This window comes from Bradyrhizobium sp. HKCCYLS3013, assembly GCF_051167615.1.
Taxonomy (GTDB): domain Bacteria; phylum Pseudomonadota; class Alphaproteobacteria; order Rhizobiales; family Xanthobacteraceae; genus Bradyrhizobium.
This window is the reverse complement of the sequence record NZ_JBNPTK010000006.1, coordinates 199,527-216,297: the sequence shown is the minus strand read 5'-3', so window position 1 is coordinate 216,297 and position 16,771 is coordinate 199,527. Positions and strand designations below refer to the sequence as shown.

Here is a 16,771-nt window from a genome sequence, read left to right as displayed (position 1 = left end):
GAGGTAGACATGCCGGCGGGCTTCGGCAAGTCCGCCGGCATCGTCTCAAAGATCGGTCGCCCGCAGCCGCAGCGCGTTGCCGACCACGCTGACCGACGACAGCGACATCGCGGCAGCGGCGATGATCGGCGACAGCAGGATGCCGAACACGGGGTAGAGGATGCCGGCCGCGATCGGGATGCCCGCGGCGTTGTAGATGAACGCGAAGAACAGGTTCTGGCGGATGTTGCGCATCGTCGCCGCCGACAGTTTTCGCGCCCGCGCGATGCCGCCGAGATCGCCCTGCAGCAGCGTGACGCCGGCGCTCTCCATCGCCACGTCGGTGCCGGTGCCCATGGCGATGCCGACATCGGCCGCGGCGAGCGCCGGTGCGTCGTTGACGCCGTCGCCGGCCATCGCGACCACCTTGCCGCTGGCGCGCAGCCGGGCGACCACGGCGCTCTTCTGGTCCGGCAGCACCTCGGCCTCGACCTCGGTGATGCCGATTTTTCGCGCGACCGCGGTGGCCGTGGTGCGGTTGTCGCCGGTCAGCATGATCACCTTGATGCCGTCGGCCGCGAGCGCCTTCAGCGCCTCCGGCGTCGAGGCCTTGACCGGATCGGCAATCGCGAACAACGCGGCCGGTTTGCCGTCGACGGCCATCGTGATCACGGTCGCGCCCTCTTCGCGCAGCCGCTTGCTCTCGACCCCCAGCGTATCGGTGATGATGCCGAGCGAGGCGAGATAGGTGGCATTGCCGAGCACGACCGACTTGCCGTCGATCTCGCCGCGCGCGCCCTTGCCGGTCGGTGCGTCGAAGTTCCTGACGTCGGCGAGCTTGAGGTTGCGCTCGCTGGCGTGCCGGACGATGGCCTCGGCGAGCGGATGCTCGCTGGCGCGCTCGACGCTGGCGGCCAGCCGCAGCGCCTCAGACTCGTCGAAGCCTTGAGCCGTGACGATGCTGGTCACCTTCGGCTTGCCCTCGGTCAAGGTGCCGGTCTTGTCGACGACCAGCGTGTCGACCTTCTCCATCCGCTCGAGAGATTCGGCGCTCTTGATCAGCACGCCGGCCTGGGCGCCGCGGCCGACCCCGACCATGATCGACATCGGCGTTGCCAGGCCGAGCGCGCAGGGACAGGCGATGATCAGCACGCTCACGGCGGCGACGAGGCCGAAGGCGAAGCGCGGCTCGGGACCGAACGCGTACCACGCGACGAAGGCGGCAATGGCAGCCGCGATCACCGTCGGCACGAACCAGCCCGCGACCTGGTCGGCGAGGCGCTGGATCGGCGCGCGCGAGCGCTGCGCATCGGCGACCATCTGCACGATCTGCGACAGCAGCGTCTCGCGGCCGACCTTGTCGGCGCGCATCACGAAGCTGCCGGTCTGGTTCAACGTGCCGGCGATGACGCGCTCGCCCTCGTCCTTGGTGACAGGCATCGATTCGCCGGTGACCAGCGATTCGTCGAGCGACGAGCGGCCTTCGAGAATGACACCGTCGACCGGCACCTTCTCACCGGGACGCACGCGCAGCCGGTCGCCGACGACGAGCTCGGCGATCTCCACCTCATGATCGTTGCCATCGGCATCGAGCCGGCGCGCCGTCTTCGGCGCCAGTTGCAGCAGCGCCTTGATCGCGCCCGACGTTGCTTCGCGTGCGCGCAGCTCGAGCACTTGGCCGAGCAGGACGAGGACGGTGATGACCGAGGCCGCCTCGAAATACACCGCCACCGCGCCGCCATGGCCGCGGAACGCCGGCGGAAACGCCTGCGGCGCCAGGGTCGCGATCACGCTGTAGACATAGGCGACGCCCGTGCCCATCGCGATCAGGGTGAACATGTTGAGATTACGGGTCTGCACCGATTGCCAGCCGCGCACGAAGAACGGCCAGCCGGCCCACAGCACCACCGGCGTCGCCAGCGCGAACTGGATCCAGTTCGACAGCACGGGATCGATCAGTCCGTGGCCGCCGACGAGATGCCCGCCCATCTCCAGCACCACAACGGGTGCCGACAGCACAGCGCCGATCCAGAATCGTCGCGTCATGTCGGCGACCTCGGGATTGGGCGCATCGTCGAGGCTGATGAGGTCGGGCTCCAGCGCCATGCCGCAGATCGGGCAGGTGCCTGGGCCTTCCTGCCGGATCTCGGGATGCATCGGGCAGGTGTAGATCGTGCCCGCCGGCATCTCCGGCGGCGGCTCGCGCTCGCCGAGATATTTGTCGGGCTCAGCCGCGAATTTGGTGCGGCAGCCGGCCGAGCAGAAATGGAACGTGTGACCCGCGTGCTCGAAGCGATGCTTCGAGGTCGCGGGATCGACGCTCATGCCGCAGACGGGATCGATCACCTTCGCATCGTCATGCTGATGCGCGTGATGGTCATGACCGCCACAGCACCGCGCGGCGACTGCAGGCGCGGCCGTCACGAGATACTTGGCGGGATCGGCGGCGAACTTGGTGCGGCAGCTTGCGGAGCAGAAATGGTACGTCTGCCCCTGATGTTCGAAGCGGTGCTTGGAGGTCGCGGGATCGACGGACATGCCGCAGACGGGATCCTTCACCTTCGCGATCGGCGGCGGCGCCTCGTCGCGGCCGCCGCAGCAGCCGCCATGGTTGTGGGCTGGTGTTGCATCGGCACGATCACTGCAACATCCCTCTGCAGCCGCGGTCTCTTGTCCGGTTTCCACCGCGCTCGCCTGTGGTCCACAGCCGCATCCGCTGGCCTTGACCGCTGCGGCGCCATGTCCGTGTTCGGTTCCCGACATTGTCCAGCCTCGCCTCTTGAAACCTATACCGTGTAGGGGTATATAGGCCGCATGCGCGAGGACATCAAGACATCCTGTCAGAAACGTTTGAGCCGGATCGAAGGGCAGGTCAGGGGCCTGTCGAAAATGGTCGAGGACAACCGCTACTGCATCGACATCGTGACCCAGATCTCCGCTGTCAGGGCGGCGCTGCGACGAGTCGAGGAGGAGATTCTACGCGACCACGTCGCCCATTGCGTCGAGCACGCCATCGCATCGGGCGACAAGGCCGATCAACGGCAGAAGATCGCGGAGTTGATGGATGTGATCAGCCGGTCGGATCGCTGAGGCCAGCCCGGGTCAGACTGCCACTTTTTTGCGGCGTCGTGCGGTCGGACGTGGCGCGACGTTTCGTACCGGCTCGGCGACGAGAAAATGCTCGCTGACCACGAGCCGCTCGCCGAGCTTCGCAACTACTTCCTCAGCCGCAGCCTGCTGCGTCGCTTCTTCGTCAGCCGTCTCAGGAACGAGCGGCGGCGCTGTGATGGCTCCTGGAAACACGGCGAACTCGCCCGCTACCTCCGCGAGCGGCTTCTGCTTGTCGGCCCAATGCAGCGTCGTGTAGTCGAATCCATTGACGATGGTCGGCTTGACGATCTCGAAATAGGGCGAGATGTCGAAGTCGCGCGGCATGTAGAGCGACGAATCGCGGATGTGCAGGATCTCGCGCTTGGCGCGCCGCGATGGCGCCCGCGTGATCTTCGGCAGGATCGGATAGCGCACCGCATCGAACGCCTGCGCGATCAGCGCCGAGCAGATCATCTTGGTCGGATCGCCCGAGCCCAGCGCGATCATGCGCCGCCGCCAGCGTTGCGGAATCGGCATCGGGATCAGATAGCGCATCAGGTCGATGATGTTCTTGGTGTCGTAGCCGAAGCCGATGCGATTGATGGCGTAGCGGCACACCGTGTGCCGGTCCTCATACGTTAGTCCGACCGGACGGCAGACACGGGTGTGGTAGGCGAAATATTTCGACAGCGGCGCCGAGATCACGCCATCGCCGACATAGGCCTCGACCAGCACGTGCGGCTCGCCGTCGGGCTCGACGGCGCCGTCGATCGGTCCGACATAGAGCGCGGCATGCGACCAGGTTGACTGCGTGAGGTATTTGATGATGCCGGAAATACGGCTGTTGCCCTCGACGAGCAGCACGTCGCCGGGCTGGACATCCTTGCGCAGATAGTCCGGATCGCTCGGCGTGAACGGCTCATAGCCGGGGATCTCCTTCTGGAGATAGGCGGCAATCAGCTTGCCGATGTGATCAAGCACGATACCCATAACGCTCCCCGGGCGACCTTGGCCGGTCGCCGGCTTTTTCCCTTCTTCCATGATGGTCGATTGCGGTTGCAATTTGGTTCATAGTCGACGCGTTCTGCACGGTATCACGTTTACCATCCCGGTTGCCGCAGCGCGGCAGATGCGGCAAATTCGGCGGGTATTCGTTTGATTCAAAAGCTTTCGGAAACCATGTCATGAATGTCACGCGCCGCGGCTTCCTCTCCGCTTCCGCGGCGCTGGCCGCGCTGCCTATTGCCGGCCGCGCCGCGCAGGCGGCTGTTCCACGCGAGGCTGACATTGTCGTGATCGGGGCGGGAGCGGCAGGAATCGCCGCGGCCCGTCGGATCGTCGCGGCCAACCGCAAGGTCGTGGTGCTGGAGGCCGCGCCGCAGCCCGGCGGCCGTTGCAGCACGGATACTGCCACCTTCGGCGTGCCGTTCGATCGCGGCGCCCGCTGGCTGCTCAATGCCGACGGCAATCCCATCAGCAGGCTCGCGCGGGGTCTCGGGCTCGATCTCGTCGCGGCCCCCGTCGGGCAGAAGATCCGGGTCGGTCGGCGCAATGCGCGGCCCGGTGAGACCGAGCAGTTCCTGGCGGGGCTGGTGCGCGCCAATCGTGCCATCGACGAGGCGGCGCGCGGCAAGCTCGACACCTCCTGCGCCGCGGCGCTGCCGAAGGATCTGGGCGACTGGACCAGCACCACCGCGTTCGTGCTCGGCGCCAGCGCGACCGGGAAGGATCTCGCCGATCTCTCCGCGATGGACAAGGCGCGTGCGCAGGATCGCAGCGCGCCGCTGGCCTGCCGCCAGGGCCTGGGCACCTTCATCGCCAGGCTCGGTGAATCCGTGCCGTTGTCGCTGTCGACTCCAGCAACGCGCGTCGTGTGGGCCAACCGCGACGTCGCGGTGGAAACGCCGGCGGGGCGGATCGCGGCGCGCGCCGTCATCCTCACGGTGTCGACCAACGTGCTGACATCAGGCGCCATCAAGTTCGCCCCCGAGCTGCCCAAGCGGCAGCTCGACGCCGCCGCCAAGCTCAGCCTCGGCAGCTATGATCACATTGCGCTGATGCTGGCGGGCAATCCGCTCGGCCTGTCGCGGGACGAGGTCATCATCGAGCAGAGTAATTCCAACCGCACCGGTCTGTTGCTTGCCAATATTGGTGGATCGTCGCTCTGCACCGTCGATGTTGCCGGCGCCTTCGGCCGTGAACTCTCAGCGCAGGGCGAGGCGGCGATGGTCGACTTCGCGAGGGAGTGGATCGGCAAGCTGTTTGGAAGCGAGGCCGCCGCGGCGGTGAAAGCGTCCGCAGCCACGCGCTGGAACCAGGCGCCGGGCGTGCTCGGCGCGATGTCGGCGGCCACGCCCGGCAGCCAGGGGGCGCGCAAGATCCTCGGCGAATCCCTCGGTCCGCTGTTCCTGGCGGGCGAGGCGACGCACGAAACGCTGTGGGGCACAGTCGACGGCGCCTGGGACTCGGGCGAACGCGCCGCCGAAGCCGCGCTGCGCCGGATCGGCGCGTTGAAGGATCCCGAGCCGGAGCCGAGCAGTGAGCGGCAACGACCACGCCGTCGCGGCAAGGTGCGGTCGGCCTCGCCTGAGGATTGACATTCGATCGTCGCGCTAAGATCGCAACATGGATGCGGTGCCCGTGACTGCGCCCTCTCCCCTTGTGGGACCCACAAGGGGAGAGGGCCTTGAAATGTACAGTCGTTGTGCTCGCTATTTGCAGCTTTGCTGATCTAGCTTACACCGGCAGCTTCAGCTCCATCAAATCCTTCGCCACGATGATCCGGCCCGAGTAGTTCTTCTTCACGTCCCGGGTCCAATCCTCGTCGGTCACTTCGGGATCATCACCGGGCACGAAGTGGCTGAGCACCAGCACCTTCACGCCTGCCGCCGCGGCGATGCGCCCGACGTCCTCGGTCGTCGTGTGGCTGTCGAGCAGGTGCTTCTTCAGCGTCGAGCCGTTCTTCGTTTTCGCGACCAAGCGATCGACCGCCGGCACATACAGGCATTCGTGCACCAGCACGTCGGCGCCCCTGGCGAACTCGGCGAGCTTCGGATTGTAGGCGGTGTCGCTCGAGAACACGATCGTGCCGTCCGGGGTCTCGAACTTGTAGGCGAAGTTGTCGGTGATCGGCGGATGCGGCGTCCGGAACGCGGTCACCGTCACATCCGCCGTCTTCAGCACGACGCCGTCCGCGTCGATGTCCTTCGCGACCAGGAGCGGCCGAGGATCGGGCCTGCCTTCATCTGCGATGCGGGTGTCGACGTCGAACTTGTTGGTTTCCCAGAAACTCCTGGTCATCGCCTCCAGGCCCTTCGGTCCGAACGACTGGATTGGCGTCGACAATCCTGCGGCCCAGGCGTTGTAGAACAGGTTGCCGTATTCGAGATTGTGATCGGAATGGTGATGGCTGATCAGGATGTACTTGACCGACGGGATCGGAACGCCCGCATTGACGAGCTGACGGCTGACGCCCATGCCGCAATCGATCACGAACGGCGTGCCGTTGACGACGACGAGATTGGCCGGATTCGAAGCGCCCACGCCGACGCGTGGGCCGCCCTTGGTGCCGAGGAAGACGATCCGCGTGCCGGTCTTGGCGCCTTGCGCGAACACCGAGCGCGCTGCGACAGCTCCGGCTGTGCCCAGCGCGAGCGACAACATCGTGCGGCGATTGATCATGGTGTCCTCCCGGTTGGTCTCGTTGCGGGGAGGCTAGCCTCGCCCGAGCACGCCGTCGAGGGCCGGCAGGCCGGCGATGACGGCAATTGCGATCAGCACATAGCAGATGGCGCGGAACACCTGCTCGCTGGCGCGGCCGAACAGCGACGCGCCGAACGCAACGCCAAGCGCGTAGACCGGCCCGATCAGCAGCGAGAGCTTCAGCGAATCCCAGGAGATCAGCCCGCTCATTGCGTAGCTCACCATCGCGAAGAAGTCCGATGCGCCGAAGAACAGCACGATGTTCGCTCGCGCGATCTTCGGCGGGATCGGGCGTCCCAGCCAGTAGCCGACGATCGGCGGGCCCCCGGTCTGCGCCAGTCCGCTGCAAAATCCGGAGATACAGCCGACAGCGACCGACAGTGCGGTGTACTCCCTGCCGCGATAGCGCCAGCCGGACAGCAGCAGCGCAAGCAGCGCGAGCACGAAACCGGTGATGATCCAGCGGACGGTGACCGGGTCCAGCCGGCTGAGGAAATAGGTGCCCACGGGCACGCCGACCAACGCGCCCGCAACGATCACCGCGGTGGCCCTGCGGTCGGCCTCGCGCCAGGCTGGCGCCACCATCGGGGCCATCGAGACGAAATCGATCACCAGCAGCAGCGGCGCGACCAGACGGGGCGTCGCAAAGCTGCTCGCGAGCGGCATGAAGATCAGCGCCGAGCCGAAGCCGGAGAACCCGCGCGCGGTCGCAGCAATAAAAGCTGTGATCGCCAGTGCGACCGTCGCGAACAGGCTGAGGTCGGCAGGGATGAGCCCGGACAGGCTCATCCGCGCAACGTGCCGCCGGTCTTCTTGGCGACGTCAGCGGTGATCTTCGCCGCGACGGCGTCGATCTCCTCGTCGGTCATGGTCTTGTCGCGTGGCTGCAGGGTCACGGCGATCGCGACCGACTTCTTGCCGTCCTCGATGCCCTTGCCCTCGTAGACGTCGAACACGGTAACATCGGTGATCAGCTTCTTGTCGACGCCCTGCGCGGCGCGCACGATGTCGCCGGCCTTGACCTTGCGATCGACGATGAAGGCGAAGTCGCGCGACACCGGCTGGAATGCCGAGAGCTCGAGCACCGGCTTGGCGCGGGTCGGCTTCGCCTTGGCGGCCGGAATGCGATCGAGGATGACCTCGAAAGCGACGAGCGGGCCGTCGACCTTCAGGGCCTCCAGCGTGCGCGGATGCAGCTCGCCGAAATGTCCGAGCACGTTCTGCGGTCCCATCTGGATGGTGCCGGAGCGACCCGGATGCATCCAGGCCGGACCGCCGGCAACGATCTGCAGCGACGCCATCGGCGCGCCGGCCGCCGCCAGCACGGCCAGCGCATCGGCCTTGGCGTCGTAGGCACTGGCCGGCTGCGATCCCGTCCAATGCCGGCCGAGTCCCTTCGCCGAGGCGATGCCACGGCGGATGCCGCTCGCGGCCACGAACTGATCCGTGGGGCCGTCGCCCTTGAAGACCTGCCCGACCTCGAAGATCGCCGCATCGCCGAAGCCGCGATCGGCGTTGGCCTGCACAGTCGCGATCAGGCCCGGCAACAGGCTCGGGCGCATGTCCGAGAGATCGGCCGCGATCGGATTGGCGAGTGCGAGTTCGGCCTTGCCGCCGCCGAACAATTCGGCGGCCGGCTTCGAGATGAATGACCACGTCACGGCTTCGACCATGCCGCGTGCCGCCAACGCGCGCTTGGCGCGCCGCGTGCGCAATTGCAGCGGCGTCAGAACCGGCTTGCGCGGCGCATCGCCGCGCTCGAACGGCGTCATCGGCACCTTGTCGACGCCGACGATGCGCACGATTTCCTCGACGATGTCAGCCTTGCCGTGGACGTCGCTGCGCCAGGAGGGCACCGCGACCTTCACGACCGGGCCATTGCCTGCGACCACGAAGCCGAGATGCGTCAGGATCCGCCGCATCTCGGTCAGTGGCACCTCGATGCCCGCCAGCCGCTTCACCTCGGTGAGCGGGAAGTCGACGATGCGGTCATCGCCGAAGGGATTGCCGACGACGAGGGTTTCCGATGGCGTGCCGCCGCACAGGTCGAGCACCAGCCTGGTCGCCATCTCCAGGCCCGGCACCATGAAGGCCGGATCGACGCCGCGCTCGAAGCGGTAGCGCGCATCGGAGTTGATGCCGAGCTTGCGGCCGGTCTGGGCGATGTTGATCTCGTTCCACAGCGCCGATTCGATCAGCACGTCGGTGGTGTCTTCATCGCAGCCCGACGCCTCGCCGCCCATGATGCCGGCGAGCGATTCGACAGCGGCGTCATCGGCGATGACGCACATCGAATCGTCGAGCGTGTAGGTGCGGCCGTCCAGCGCCAGCAGCGTCTCACCGTCGCGGGCGCGGCGGACGACCAGGTTGCCCTTGACCTTCTTGGCATCGAACACGTGCAGCGGACGCGCGCGGTCGAATGTCATGTAGTTGGTGATGTCGACGAGCGCGTTGATCGGGCGCAGGCCGATCGAGGTCAGGCGCTGCTGCAGCCATTTCGGCGACGGGCCGTTCTTGACGCCGCGCACCAGCCGCAGCGCGAAGCCGGGACACAGCTTCTCGTCTTCGAGCACGACTTTCACGGGACAGGGGAATTCGCCCTTCATCGGCTTGATGCCGGGGTCTTTCAGCTTACCCATGTCGGCGGCAGCGAGGTCGCGTGCGATGCCGTGCACGCCGGTGCAGTCCTGGCGGTTCGGCGTCAGATTGATCTCGAACTGGGGATCGCCGAGCCCGGCCCATTCGGCATAGGGGGTGCCGATCGGCGCATCCGCCGGCAGCTCCATGATGCCGTCGTGATCGTCGGAGATCTCGAGCTCGGCCGCCGAGCACAGCATGCCGCGGCTCTCGACACCTCTGATCGTGCCGACCGAGAGCGTGATGTTCTTACCGGGGATGTAGGTGCCGGGCGGCGAGAACACCGACACCAGCCCCGCGCGCGCATTCGGCGCGCCGCAGACCACCTGCACCGGCGCGCCACCGTCACCGGTGTCGACCATGCAGACGCGCAGCCGGTCGGCGTTCGGGTGCTGCTCGGCGGAGACGACGCGCGCAATCCTATACGGCGCGAGCAGCTTCGCCTTGTCCTCGAGATGCTCGACCTCGAGGCCGATCATCGTGAGCTTGTCGGCGATTGTCTCGACCGACTCATCGGTGTCGAGATGGTCCTTCAGCCAGGACAGCGTGAATTTCATGGCTGCATGCCTCGGATCTTGCTGGTGTTTGTATCGTGAGTGTGGTCGTGTTCGCTGTCTTGGTCGCTTGCGACGCTCTCTCCGCTCCCTCCCCCCTTGTGGGGGAGGGGTGGGGAGGGGGGTAAGCCGCGGGCGCGGTCGGCAATGGCTTGGCGGATTGCCGCAACAACACCTTCCAGATTCGAGGTCACCTGCTCATTAGTGAAGCGGAGGACCTCGAAGCCTTCGGCTGCGAAGAAGGCGTCACGCTCGGCGTCTCTTGCCTGCCGTTCGGTGAAATCGTGCGACTCGCCATCGAGCTCGATCACGGGCTTGGCCGAGAAGCAGGCGAAGTCTGCGATGTAGTTGCGAAATGGCACCTGGCGGCGAAAGCTGGCGCCGTCAATTCGGTCGGCCTTGATGTAGCGCCACAGCAGCGTCTCGGCGCGCGTCATCGCCTGGCGAAGTTGCTTCGCTCGGTTGCGCTGGCGGTTGCTGACAACGGCGTGCGGCATCCTGGGCTACCCCCCTCCCTGACCCTCCCCCACAAGGGGGGAGGGAACGGAGAGACCGATGGTTGTCGAAGTAAGAGCGCGCAGATCCCAGCCCTCCCCCGCAAGCGGGAGAGGGAGTCCTAGCGTTTGCTGGGAAACATTGGGGCCGACAATCGTCACGTGCTCAATCCCCCGGCCAGCGTCGGCACCTCCAGCGGCTTGAAGCCGTAGTGCGACAGCCAGCGGACGTCGCCTTCGAACAGCTGGCGCAAATCGCTCATGCCGTATTTCAGCATCGCGATGCGGTCGATGCCCATGCCCCAGGCGAAACCCTGGTACTCGTCGGGATCAATGCCGCAGGCGCGCAGCACGTTCGGATGCACCATGCCGCAGCCGAGAATCTCCAGCCAGTCCTCGCCCTCGCCGAAGCGGATCTCGCCCTTGTCGCGGCGGCACTGGATGTCGACCTCGAGCGACGGCTCGGTGAACGGGAAGAACGACGGCCGGAACTTCATGTTGATGTGGTCGACCTCGAAGAACGCCTTGCAGAATTCGTGCAGGATCCATTTGAGGTGGCCGAGATGCGAGCCCTTGTCGATGACGAGGCCCTCGACCTGGTGGAATTGCGGCGTGTGCGTCGCGTCCGAATCGATGCGGTAGGTGCGGCCCGGACAGATCACGCGGATCGGCGGTTTCTGGCTCAGCATCGTGCGCACCTGCACCGGCGAGGTGTGGGTCCGCAGCAGCATGCGCGAGCCGTCAGGCTTAGGGTTGAAGAAGAAGGTGTCGTGCATCTCCCGCGCCGGATGGCCTTCCGGGAAATTCAGCTTGGTGAAGTTGTAGTCGTCGGTCTCGACGTCGGGACCTTCGGCGATCGAGAAGCCCATGTCGGCGAAGATCGTGGTCAGCTCGTCCATTACCTGGCTGAGCGGATGGATGCGACCGGTGTCGGCCGGCGTGTCCTGCAAGGGCAGGGTGACGTCGATGGTCTCGGCGGCGAGGCGAGCATCGAGCGCCGCGGCCTTGAGCACGTCGCGGCGCGCGGTCAGCGCCTGCGTGACCTTGTCCTTGGCGAGGTTGATCGCCGCGCCTTGCGTCTTGCGCTCGTCCGGCGACATCTTGCCGAGCGTGGCCAGCAACGCCGAGATCGAGCCCTTCTTGCCGAGGGCGGCGACGCGCACCGCTTCCAGCGCGGCTTCATCGCCGGCGGCGGCGATCTGGTCGAGGATCGAGGTTTCGAGCGAGGCGAGGTCGGACACGGGCAAAATCTCCGCGGGACAAAAGGCGGCTGGGTTGTCGCCGCGCCGGCGACAGCGGTCAAGCGAAAGCAGGCAAGCAAACCGGCATGTCGCCGGATAGCAAAAAGCGGCCGAGAGCATCGGCCGCTTTTGAAATCCTCACGATGCGCTGCGCGATCAGGCGGCGAGCGCCGCCTTGGCCTTCACAACGATCGCCTCGAACGCGGCGGGCTCGTTGATCGCGAGATCCGACAGCACCTTGCGGTCGACGGTGATGCCGGACTTGGACAGGCCGTCGATAAATCGGCTGTAGGTGAGCTCGAACGGACGCACGGCGGCGTTCAGGCGCTGGATCCAGAGCGCGCGGAAGGTGCGCTTCTTGCGCTTGCGATCGCGGAACGCATACTGGCCGGCCTTCTCGACGGCCTGCTTGGCGGTGCGGATCGTGTTCTTGCGGCGGCCGTAATAGCCCTTGGCGGCCTTGAAGACTTTCTTGTGCTTGGCGTGGGCGGTCACACCGCGTTTGACGCGAGACATGCCGGAAATCCTTGGATTCAGAGATGACGATCAGCCGCGGCTTTGAGGCGGCCAGGGGTTCGGAAGCGAGAGGCCGGTCAGGCGTTCGGCAAGAAGTACTTCTTGACGTTGTCGCCGTCGGTCTTGAACAGCACGCGGGTGCCGCGCAGCTGCCGGATCTGCTTCTTCGTCCGCTTGATCATGCCGTGGCGCTTGCCGCGCTGGGCGTGCATCACTTTGCCGGTGGCAGTCACCTTGAAGCGCTTTTTGGCGCCGGATTTGGTCTTCAGCTTGGGCATTTGGCTCTCCTTGATGCCAACGGCAAGCCGCCCGCAAAAGCGGCGCCATCCGGCGAAAATGCTCGTTAGAGCGTTGGTTGTGCTCAGGTTTCGGGTCCAAACGAGGATCCACCCGCACAGAAACATCGCCACGGCAGCCCTTGATCAGCCGGGCGACGAAGGCCGCGCTTATGCCAGAGACAAAGCCAGTTGGCAACGTCGAACCACGGAATCGGCTATTCCGACCCATGATCAGCCGACCATGACAGTCGAGGATCGACCATGACCCGCCTCATTCGCCGCGCCATCTCCGCCGCCCTTACGACCGCGCTGCTGACGGGCCTCGCAGGCCTGCCGGCGAGGCCTGCGCACGCTGCCGGCTTCGATGGCGCCTGGACCGTGCTGATCATTACCGAGGCCGGCAGTTGCGACCAGGGCTACAGCTTCCCGATCCGGATCAGCAGGGGCCGGGTCCTCTCGAACAGCACCGCCAACATCACCGGCTCGGTTGGCCGCGGCGGCGCCGTCACCGTGCGGGTATCCCAGGGTGGCGCCTCGGCCAGTGGCACCGGCCGGCTCGGCGCCACCTCAGGTTTCGGTCGCTGGAGCGGCAAAGGCTCGTCCGGAACCTGCCGCGGGCGGTGGCAGGCGACGCGGTCCTGACCCCGGCCCGCAAGAGCGGTCCTGGCGGGCGCCCTTCAAGAGAAAAGCCCGCCAAACGCGTGGCGGGCCCGGCTTCGGGTGTCGGTGTGCTGGACCTAGCGCGGCGCCAGAACCATGACCACCTGACGGCCCTCGAACCTGGCGTCCTGCTCGACCTTGGCGAACGCTGCGACGTCGGATTTCACCTTGTCGAGCAGCTTGGTGCCGATCTCCTGGTGCGCCATTTCGCGGCCGCGATAGCGCAGCGTGATCTTGACCTTGTCGCCCTCTTCGAAGAACCGCTGCATCGCGCGCATCTTCACGTCGTAGTCGTGGTCGTCGATCATCGGGCGGAGCTTGATCTCCTTGATCTCAACGACCTTCTGCTTCTTGCGGGCCTCGGCGGCCTTCTTCTGCGCCGAATATTTGTACTTCCCGTAGTCCATGATCTTACAGACGGGAGGCGTGTTGTTCGGCGAAATCTCGACCAGATCCATGCCGGCGTCAGCGGCCATCTTGATCGCGACAACGGTCTCGACGACACCACGGTTGGTGCCTTCGGCATCGATCAGCTGGATCTGCGCATTGCGAATCTCATCATTGGTGCGCGGCCCGTCTTTGACGGCAGCGGGCGGGGCTCGATTGGGGCGGCGAATGGGTAGTTCTCCAAGGTTGTGGAAGAAGGCGGCTAGTTTGAAGGAAGATGCTTTCGCGGGCAAGGTCGCAACTGTCCGGTGCGTCGAAATTCCGCCCGGCCGTCGCGGCTCCTGCGACGCATGCGCGAGACTCGTGCGTCGATGCATTCCCCCAAGGAAGCCACACGGCCGAGAATTGCGATCAAACTCGCGCTTTTTCGGGCCCTCGTGGTTCCGCCGGGGGACATAGAGTGCGCCGCGCGCTTTCGCAAGCGGCAGCGCCAAGCTTGGCCGATTGACGGAAACGGCCGGTTCGCCCACACAACACCCGACAGCGAGTAACGATCCATGAACCCTGCTGCAGAGAATGCCGATCCGCCTGTCTTCATCACCGTCGGCGCGGGCGAATCGTCGCGCCGGATCGCGGTGCGGGCGCGGCCAGGCCATCCGCCCGGGCTGTTCTGGCTCGGTGGCTTCAATTCCGACATGAAAGGCACCAAGGCACTGGCCCTCGACGCCTGGGCCGCCGGGCGCGGGCGCGCCTGCGTCCGCTTCGACTATTCCGGGCACGGCGAATCCGGCGGACGCTTCGTCGACGGCACGATCAGCCGCTGGCTCGAGGAGAGCGTTGCCGTGTTCCGGCAATTCTGCCGCGGACCGCAGGTCGTGGTCGGCTCCTCGATGGGCGGCTGGATGGCGCTGCTGCTGGCGCGCGCGCTGCTCGAGGAACCGGCCGAAGCGACGCTGGCGGGCCTGGTCCTGATCGCCCCGGCGCCCGATTTCACCGAGGAGCTGATGTGGAAGGGCTTCTCGCCGGCGGTCCGGACCGAGATCGAGACCAACGGCGTCTGGATGCGTCCGTCGGAGTACGGCGAGCCCTATCCCATCACCAGGGCGCTGATCGAGGACGGGCGTCATCATCTCCTGCTCGGCGGTGCCATCAAGATCGGCTGCCCGGTGCGCATCCTGCAAGGCGCGCAGGACCCGGACGTCCCCTGGCAGCATGCGTTCGCGCTGACCCACCGCCTGCCCGCCGAAGACGTGGTGCTGACCATGATCCAGGACGGCGACCACCGGCTGTCGCGTCCGCAGGACATCGCGCGCATGCTGGCCGCCGTTGGCGAGATGGGCTGAGGCGGCCTGCTTCAGCATCGGACTTGCCATTCCGCGCGGACGCTCTCGGCGGCCTCGGTCGCCAGCGCAATCGTCGCACGTTGGGCAAAAGCCCCCGGGTCGAGCAGTTGCGCCAAGGCCCAGGCGGCGGCACCGCGCACCAGCGGACTCGGATCGGTGGCCAGCCGCTCGGCGGACGGCGTCAGCGCCACATCGCCGGAGTTGCCGATCGCGATCAGCACGTTGCGCAGGAAGCGGTCGCGGCCGATGCGCTTGATCGGCGATTTCGCGAACAGCGCGCGGAACGCGGCATCGTCGAGCGCGGCCAGCTCCGCCAGTGAAGGCGCGCGCAACGCGTCGCGCGCCGCCAGCTTCGCCTCGCGTCCAGCCTGCGCGAACTTGTTCCACGGACAGGCGGCGAGGCAGTCATCGCAGCCGTAGATGCGATTGCCCATGGCCTTGCGGAACTCGCGCGGGATCGGCCCCTTGTTCTCGATCGTCAGATAGGAGATGCAGCGCCGTGCATCGAGGCTGTAGGGGGCCGGGAAGGCCGCGGTCGGGCAACTGTCGAGGCAAGCCCGGCAGGAGCCGCAATGATCGAGCTCCGGCGCATCCGGCGGCAGGTCCAGCGTGGTGTAGATGGCGCCGAGGAACAGCCAGGAGCCGAAGCCTGATGACACCAGGTTGGTGTGCTTGCCCTGCCAGCCGAGCCCGGCCGCTTCGGCCAGCGGCTTCTCCATGACGGCCGCGGTGTCGACGAACACCTTCACGTCACAGCCGGCCTGCGCGACCAGCCAGCGCGCGAGCGTCTTGAGGTTCTTCTTGATGACGTCGTGATAGTCGTCGCCTCGGGCATAGACCGAAATCGCAGCATTGCTGCGCTGGGACAGCACCGCGCGCGGGTCCTCGTCGGGGCCATAATTGACTCCGAGCATGATGATGCTGCGGACCTCGCTCCACAGCGTTGTGGGATCGGTGCGGCGGGACGGCTCGCGCGCCAGCCAGTCCATGTCGCCGTGCTGGCCGGCGGCGAGGAAGCGTTCGAACGCGGCGGCCCGCTCGGCGCTCACGACCGGGGCGGTGAGACCGATGACATCGAAGCCCAGCCGCTGCGCCTCGGCGGCCAGCGCCGCCTTCAACGTCTCCGGCGTGGGCCTATCGGCGCTCAGAAGTCCAGATCCACATAGGTGCGCGACGCCGGCACGCCGGCCAGCCAGTCGCTCAGCAGCGGCCGGAACGACGGCCGCGACTTGACCCGCGCGTACCACGCCTTCGCGGCGTCGTCCTCGATCCATGGCACGTCGCCCAGATAGTCGATCGCCGACAGATGCGCGGCGGCGGCCAAATCAGCATAGGTCAGGCGGTCGCCGGCCAGGAAATTGCGCCGCTGCGCGAGCCAGCCGATATAGGCGAGATGATAGCGCACATTGGTCTTGGCGGCGCGAATCACGTCGGTCGACGGCGGCCCGCCGCCATCCTCCTCGCTCATGAAGCGCTTGTAGATGCGCTCGGTGACCAAGAGATTCGAGGCCTCCTCGAAGAACTTGGTGTTGAACCAGTCCATCAGCCGGCGCACCTCGATGCGCTCGGCCGCCGTGCCCGGCATCAGCCGGCGATCGCCCATCTCAAGCCCGCAGGTCTCATCGATGAATTCGGCGATCACGCCGACACCTGGCACCGGCGGCAGGCCTTCGACCGACAGCACCGGCGTGGTGGCCGCGGGATTGAGCACGAGAAACGCCTCGCGGCGCTCCCAGGCGCGTTCCTCCACCAGGCGCAGATCGAGCCCGTATTCGCCGAGCACCAGCCGGACGAAGCGTGAATGCGGGCAGAAGGGATGGTGGAAGAGCGTGTACATGGAGCCTTTCGACGATTCCGCGGCTGCGGCGCTTAACGAACAATCAACCATCG

16 protein-coding genes are annotated in these 16,771 nt (G+C 66.4%); 4 read left to right on the top strand and 12 right to left on the bottom strand.

Going from position 1 to position 16,771, the window contains the following annotated elements:
* Nucleotides 1-45 precede the first annotated feature (45 nt).
* On the bottom strand, nt 46-2,742 hold the full coding sequence (locus ACQR1F_RS13760) for a heavy metal translocating P-type ATPase (RefSeq protein ID WP_434913291.1): 2,697 nt from the start codon (nt 2,740-2,742) through the stop codon (nt 46-48).
* A gap of 51 nt (nt 2,743-2,793) precedes the next feature.
* On the opposite strand from ACQR1F_RS13760, the gene ACQR1F_RS13755 reads away from it, so the two are divergent.
* Complete coding sequence (locus ACQR1F_RS13755) at nt 2,794-3,069, top strand: metal-sensitive transcriptional regulator (protein ID WP_315805626.1); 276 nt, start codon at nt 2,794-2,796, stop codon at nt 3,067-3,069.
* Between the two features lie 12 nt (nt 3,070-3,081).
* On the opposite strand, the gene ACQR1F_RS13750 is transcribed toward ACQR1F_RS13755, so the two are convergent.
* Complete coding sequence (locus ACQR1F_RS13750) at nt 3,082-4,059, bottom strand: YiiX/YebB-like N1pC/P60 family cysteine hydrolase (protein WP_316183007.1); 978 nt, start codon at nt 4,057-4,059, stop codon at nt 3,082-3,084.
* 194 nt (nt 4,060-4,253) lie between these two features.
* Between ACQR1F_RS13750 and ACQR1F_RS13745 the strand changes: the two genes are divergently transcribed.
* On the top strand, nt 4,254-5,666 hold the full coding sequence (locus ACQR1F_RS13745; RefSeq protein WP_434913290.1) for a flavin monoamine oxidase family protein: 1,413 nt from the start codon (nt 4,254-4,256) through the stop codon (nt 5,664-5,666).
* A gap of 139 nt (nt 5,667-5,805) precedes the next feature.
* Here ACQR1F_RS13745 and ACQR1F_RS13740 read toward each other — a convergent pair whose 3' ends face one another.
* The 7 genes from ACQR1F_RS13740 to rpmI form a co-directional block, all read right to left on the bottom strand.
* Complete coding sequence (locus tag ACQR1F_RS13740; RefSeq protein WP_434913289.1) at nt 5,806-6,750, bottom strand: MBL fold metallo-hydrolase; 945 nt, start codon at nt 6,748-6,750, stop codon at nt 5,806-5,808.
* Between the two features lie 33 nt (nt 6,751-6,783).
* Nucleotides 6,784-7,560: a sulfite exporter TauE/SafE family protein gene (locus ACQR1F_RS13735; protein ID WP_315805630.1), complete on the bottom strand. Its 777-nt coding sequence runs from the start codon at nt 7,558-7,560 to the stop codon at nt 6,784-6,786.
* Entirely contained in the window at nt 7,557-9,965 is a 2,409-nt protein-coding gene (gene pheT, locus ACQR1F_RS13730) for a phenylalanine--tRNA ligase subunit beta (RefSeq protein ID WP_434887935.1), read from the bottom strand. Before pheT ends, ACQR1F_RS13735 begins: the two co-directional genes overlap by 4 nt.
* A complete protein-coding gene (locus ACQR1F_RS13725; RefSeq protein WP_434891522.1) occupies nt 9,962-10,459 on the bottom strand; it encodes an endonuclease domain-containing protein in 498 nt (165 codons plus the stop codon). Before ACQR1F_RS13725 ends, pheT begins: the two co-directional genes overlap by 4 nt.
* 155 nt (nt 10,460-10,614) lie before the next feature.
* Nucleotides 10,615-11,697 carry a phenylalanine--tRNA ligase subunit alpha gene (gene pheS / locus ACQR1F_RS13720; RefSeq protein WP_257167549.1) on the bottom strand — a complete coding sequence of 361 codons (1,083 nt, stop codon included), beginning with the start codon at nt 11,695-11,697 and terminating at the stop codon, nt 10,615-10,617.
* 156 nt (nt 11,698-11,853) lie between these two features.
* Nucleotides 11,854-12,213, bottom strand: a complete 360-nt coding sequence (gene rplT / locus ACQR1F_RS13715) for a 50S ribosomal protein L20 (RefSeq protein WP_172113603.1) — start codon at nt 12,211-12,213, stop codon at nt 11,854-11,856.
* Between the two features lie 77 nt (nt 12,214-12,290).
* On the bottom strand, nt 12,291-12,491 hold the full coding sequence (gene rpmI, locus ACQR1F_RS13710; protein WP_008539890.1) for a 50S ribosomal protein L35: 201 nt from the start codon (nt 12,489-12,491) through the stop codon (nt 12,291-12,293).
* Between the two features lie 261 nt (nt 12,492-12,752).
* Between rpmI and ACQR1F_RS13705 the strand changes: the two genes are divergently transcribed.
* On the top strand, nt 12,753-13,133 hold the full coding sequence (locus ACQR1F_RS13705; RefSeq protein ID WP_315805634.1) for a hypothetical protein: 381 nt from the start codon (nt 12,753-12,755) through the stop codon (nt 13,131-13,133).
* A 95-nt stretch (nt 13,134-13,228) separates the two neighbouring features.
* Here the strand turns inward: ACQR1F_RS13705 and infC are convergent, their stop codons facing one another.
* Nucleotides 13,229-13,768, bottom strand: a complete 540-nt coding sequence (gene infC / locus ACQR1F_RS13700; RefSeq protein ID WP_315805664.1) for a translation initiation factor IF-3 — start codon at nt 13,766-13,768, stop codon at nt 13,229-13,231.
* A gap of 327 nt (nt 13,769-14,095) precedes the next feature.
* Between infC and ACQR1F_RS13695 the strand changes: the two genes are divergently transcribed.
* Nucleotides 14,096-14,881, top strand: a complete 786-nt coding sequence (locus ACQR1F_RS13695) for an alpha/beta hydrolase (RefSeq protein ID WP_315805635.1) — start codon at nt 14,096-14,098, stop codon at nt 14,879-14,881.
* Nucleotides 14,882-14,892: 11 nt separating this feature from the next.
* Here ACQR1F_RS13695 and queG read toward each other — a convergent pair whose 3' ends face one another.
* Entirely contained in the window at nt 14,893-16,077 is a 1,185-nt protein-coding gene (queG, locus tag ACQR1F_RS13690; RefSeq protein WP_434913345.1) for a tRNA epoxyqueuosine(34) reductase QueG, read from the bottom strand.
* Nucleotides 16,026-16,718 carry a glutathione S-transferase family protein gene (locus tag ACQR1F_RS13685; RefSeq protein WP_316182999.1) on the bottom strand — a complete coding sequence of 231 codons (693 nt, stop codon included), beginning with the start codon at nt 16,716-16,718 and terminating at the stop codon, nt 16,026-16,028. Before ACQR1F_RS13685 ends, queG begins: the two co-directional genes overlap by 52 nt.
* Nucleotides 16,719-16,771 lie beyond the last annotated feature (53 nt).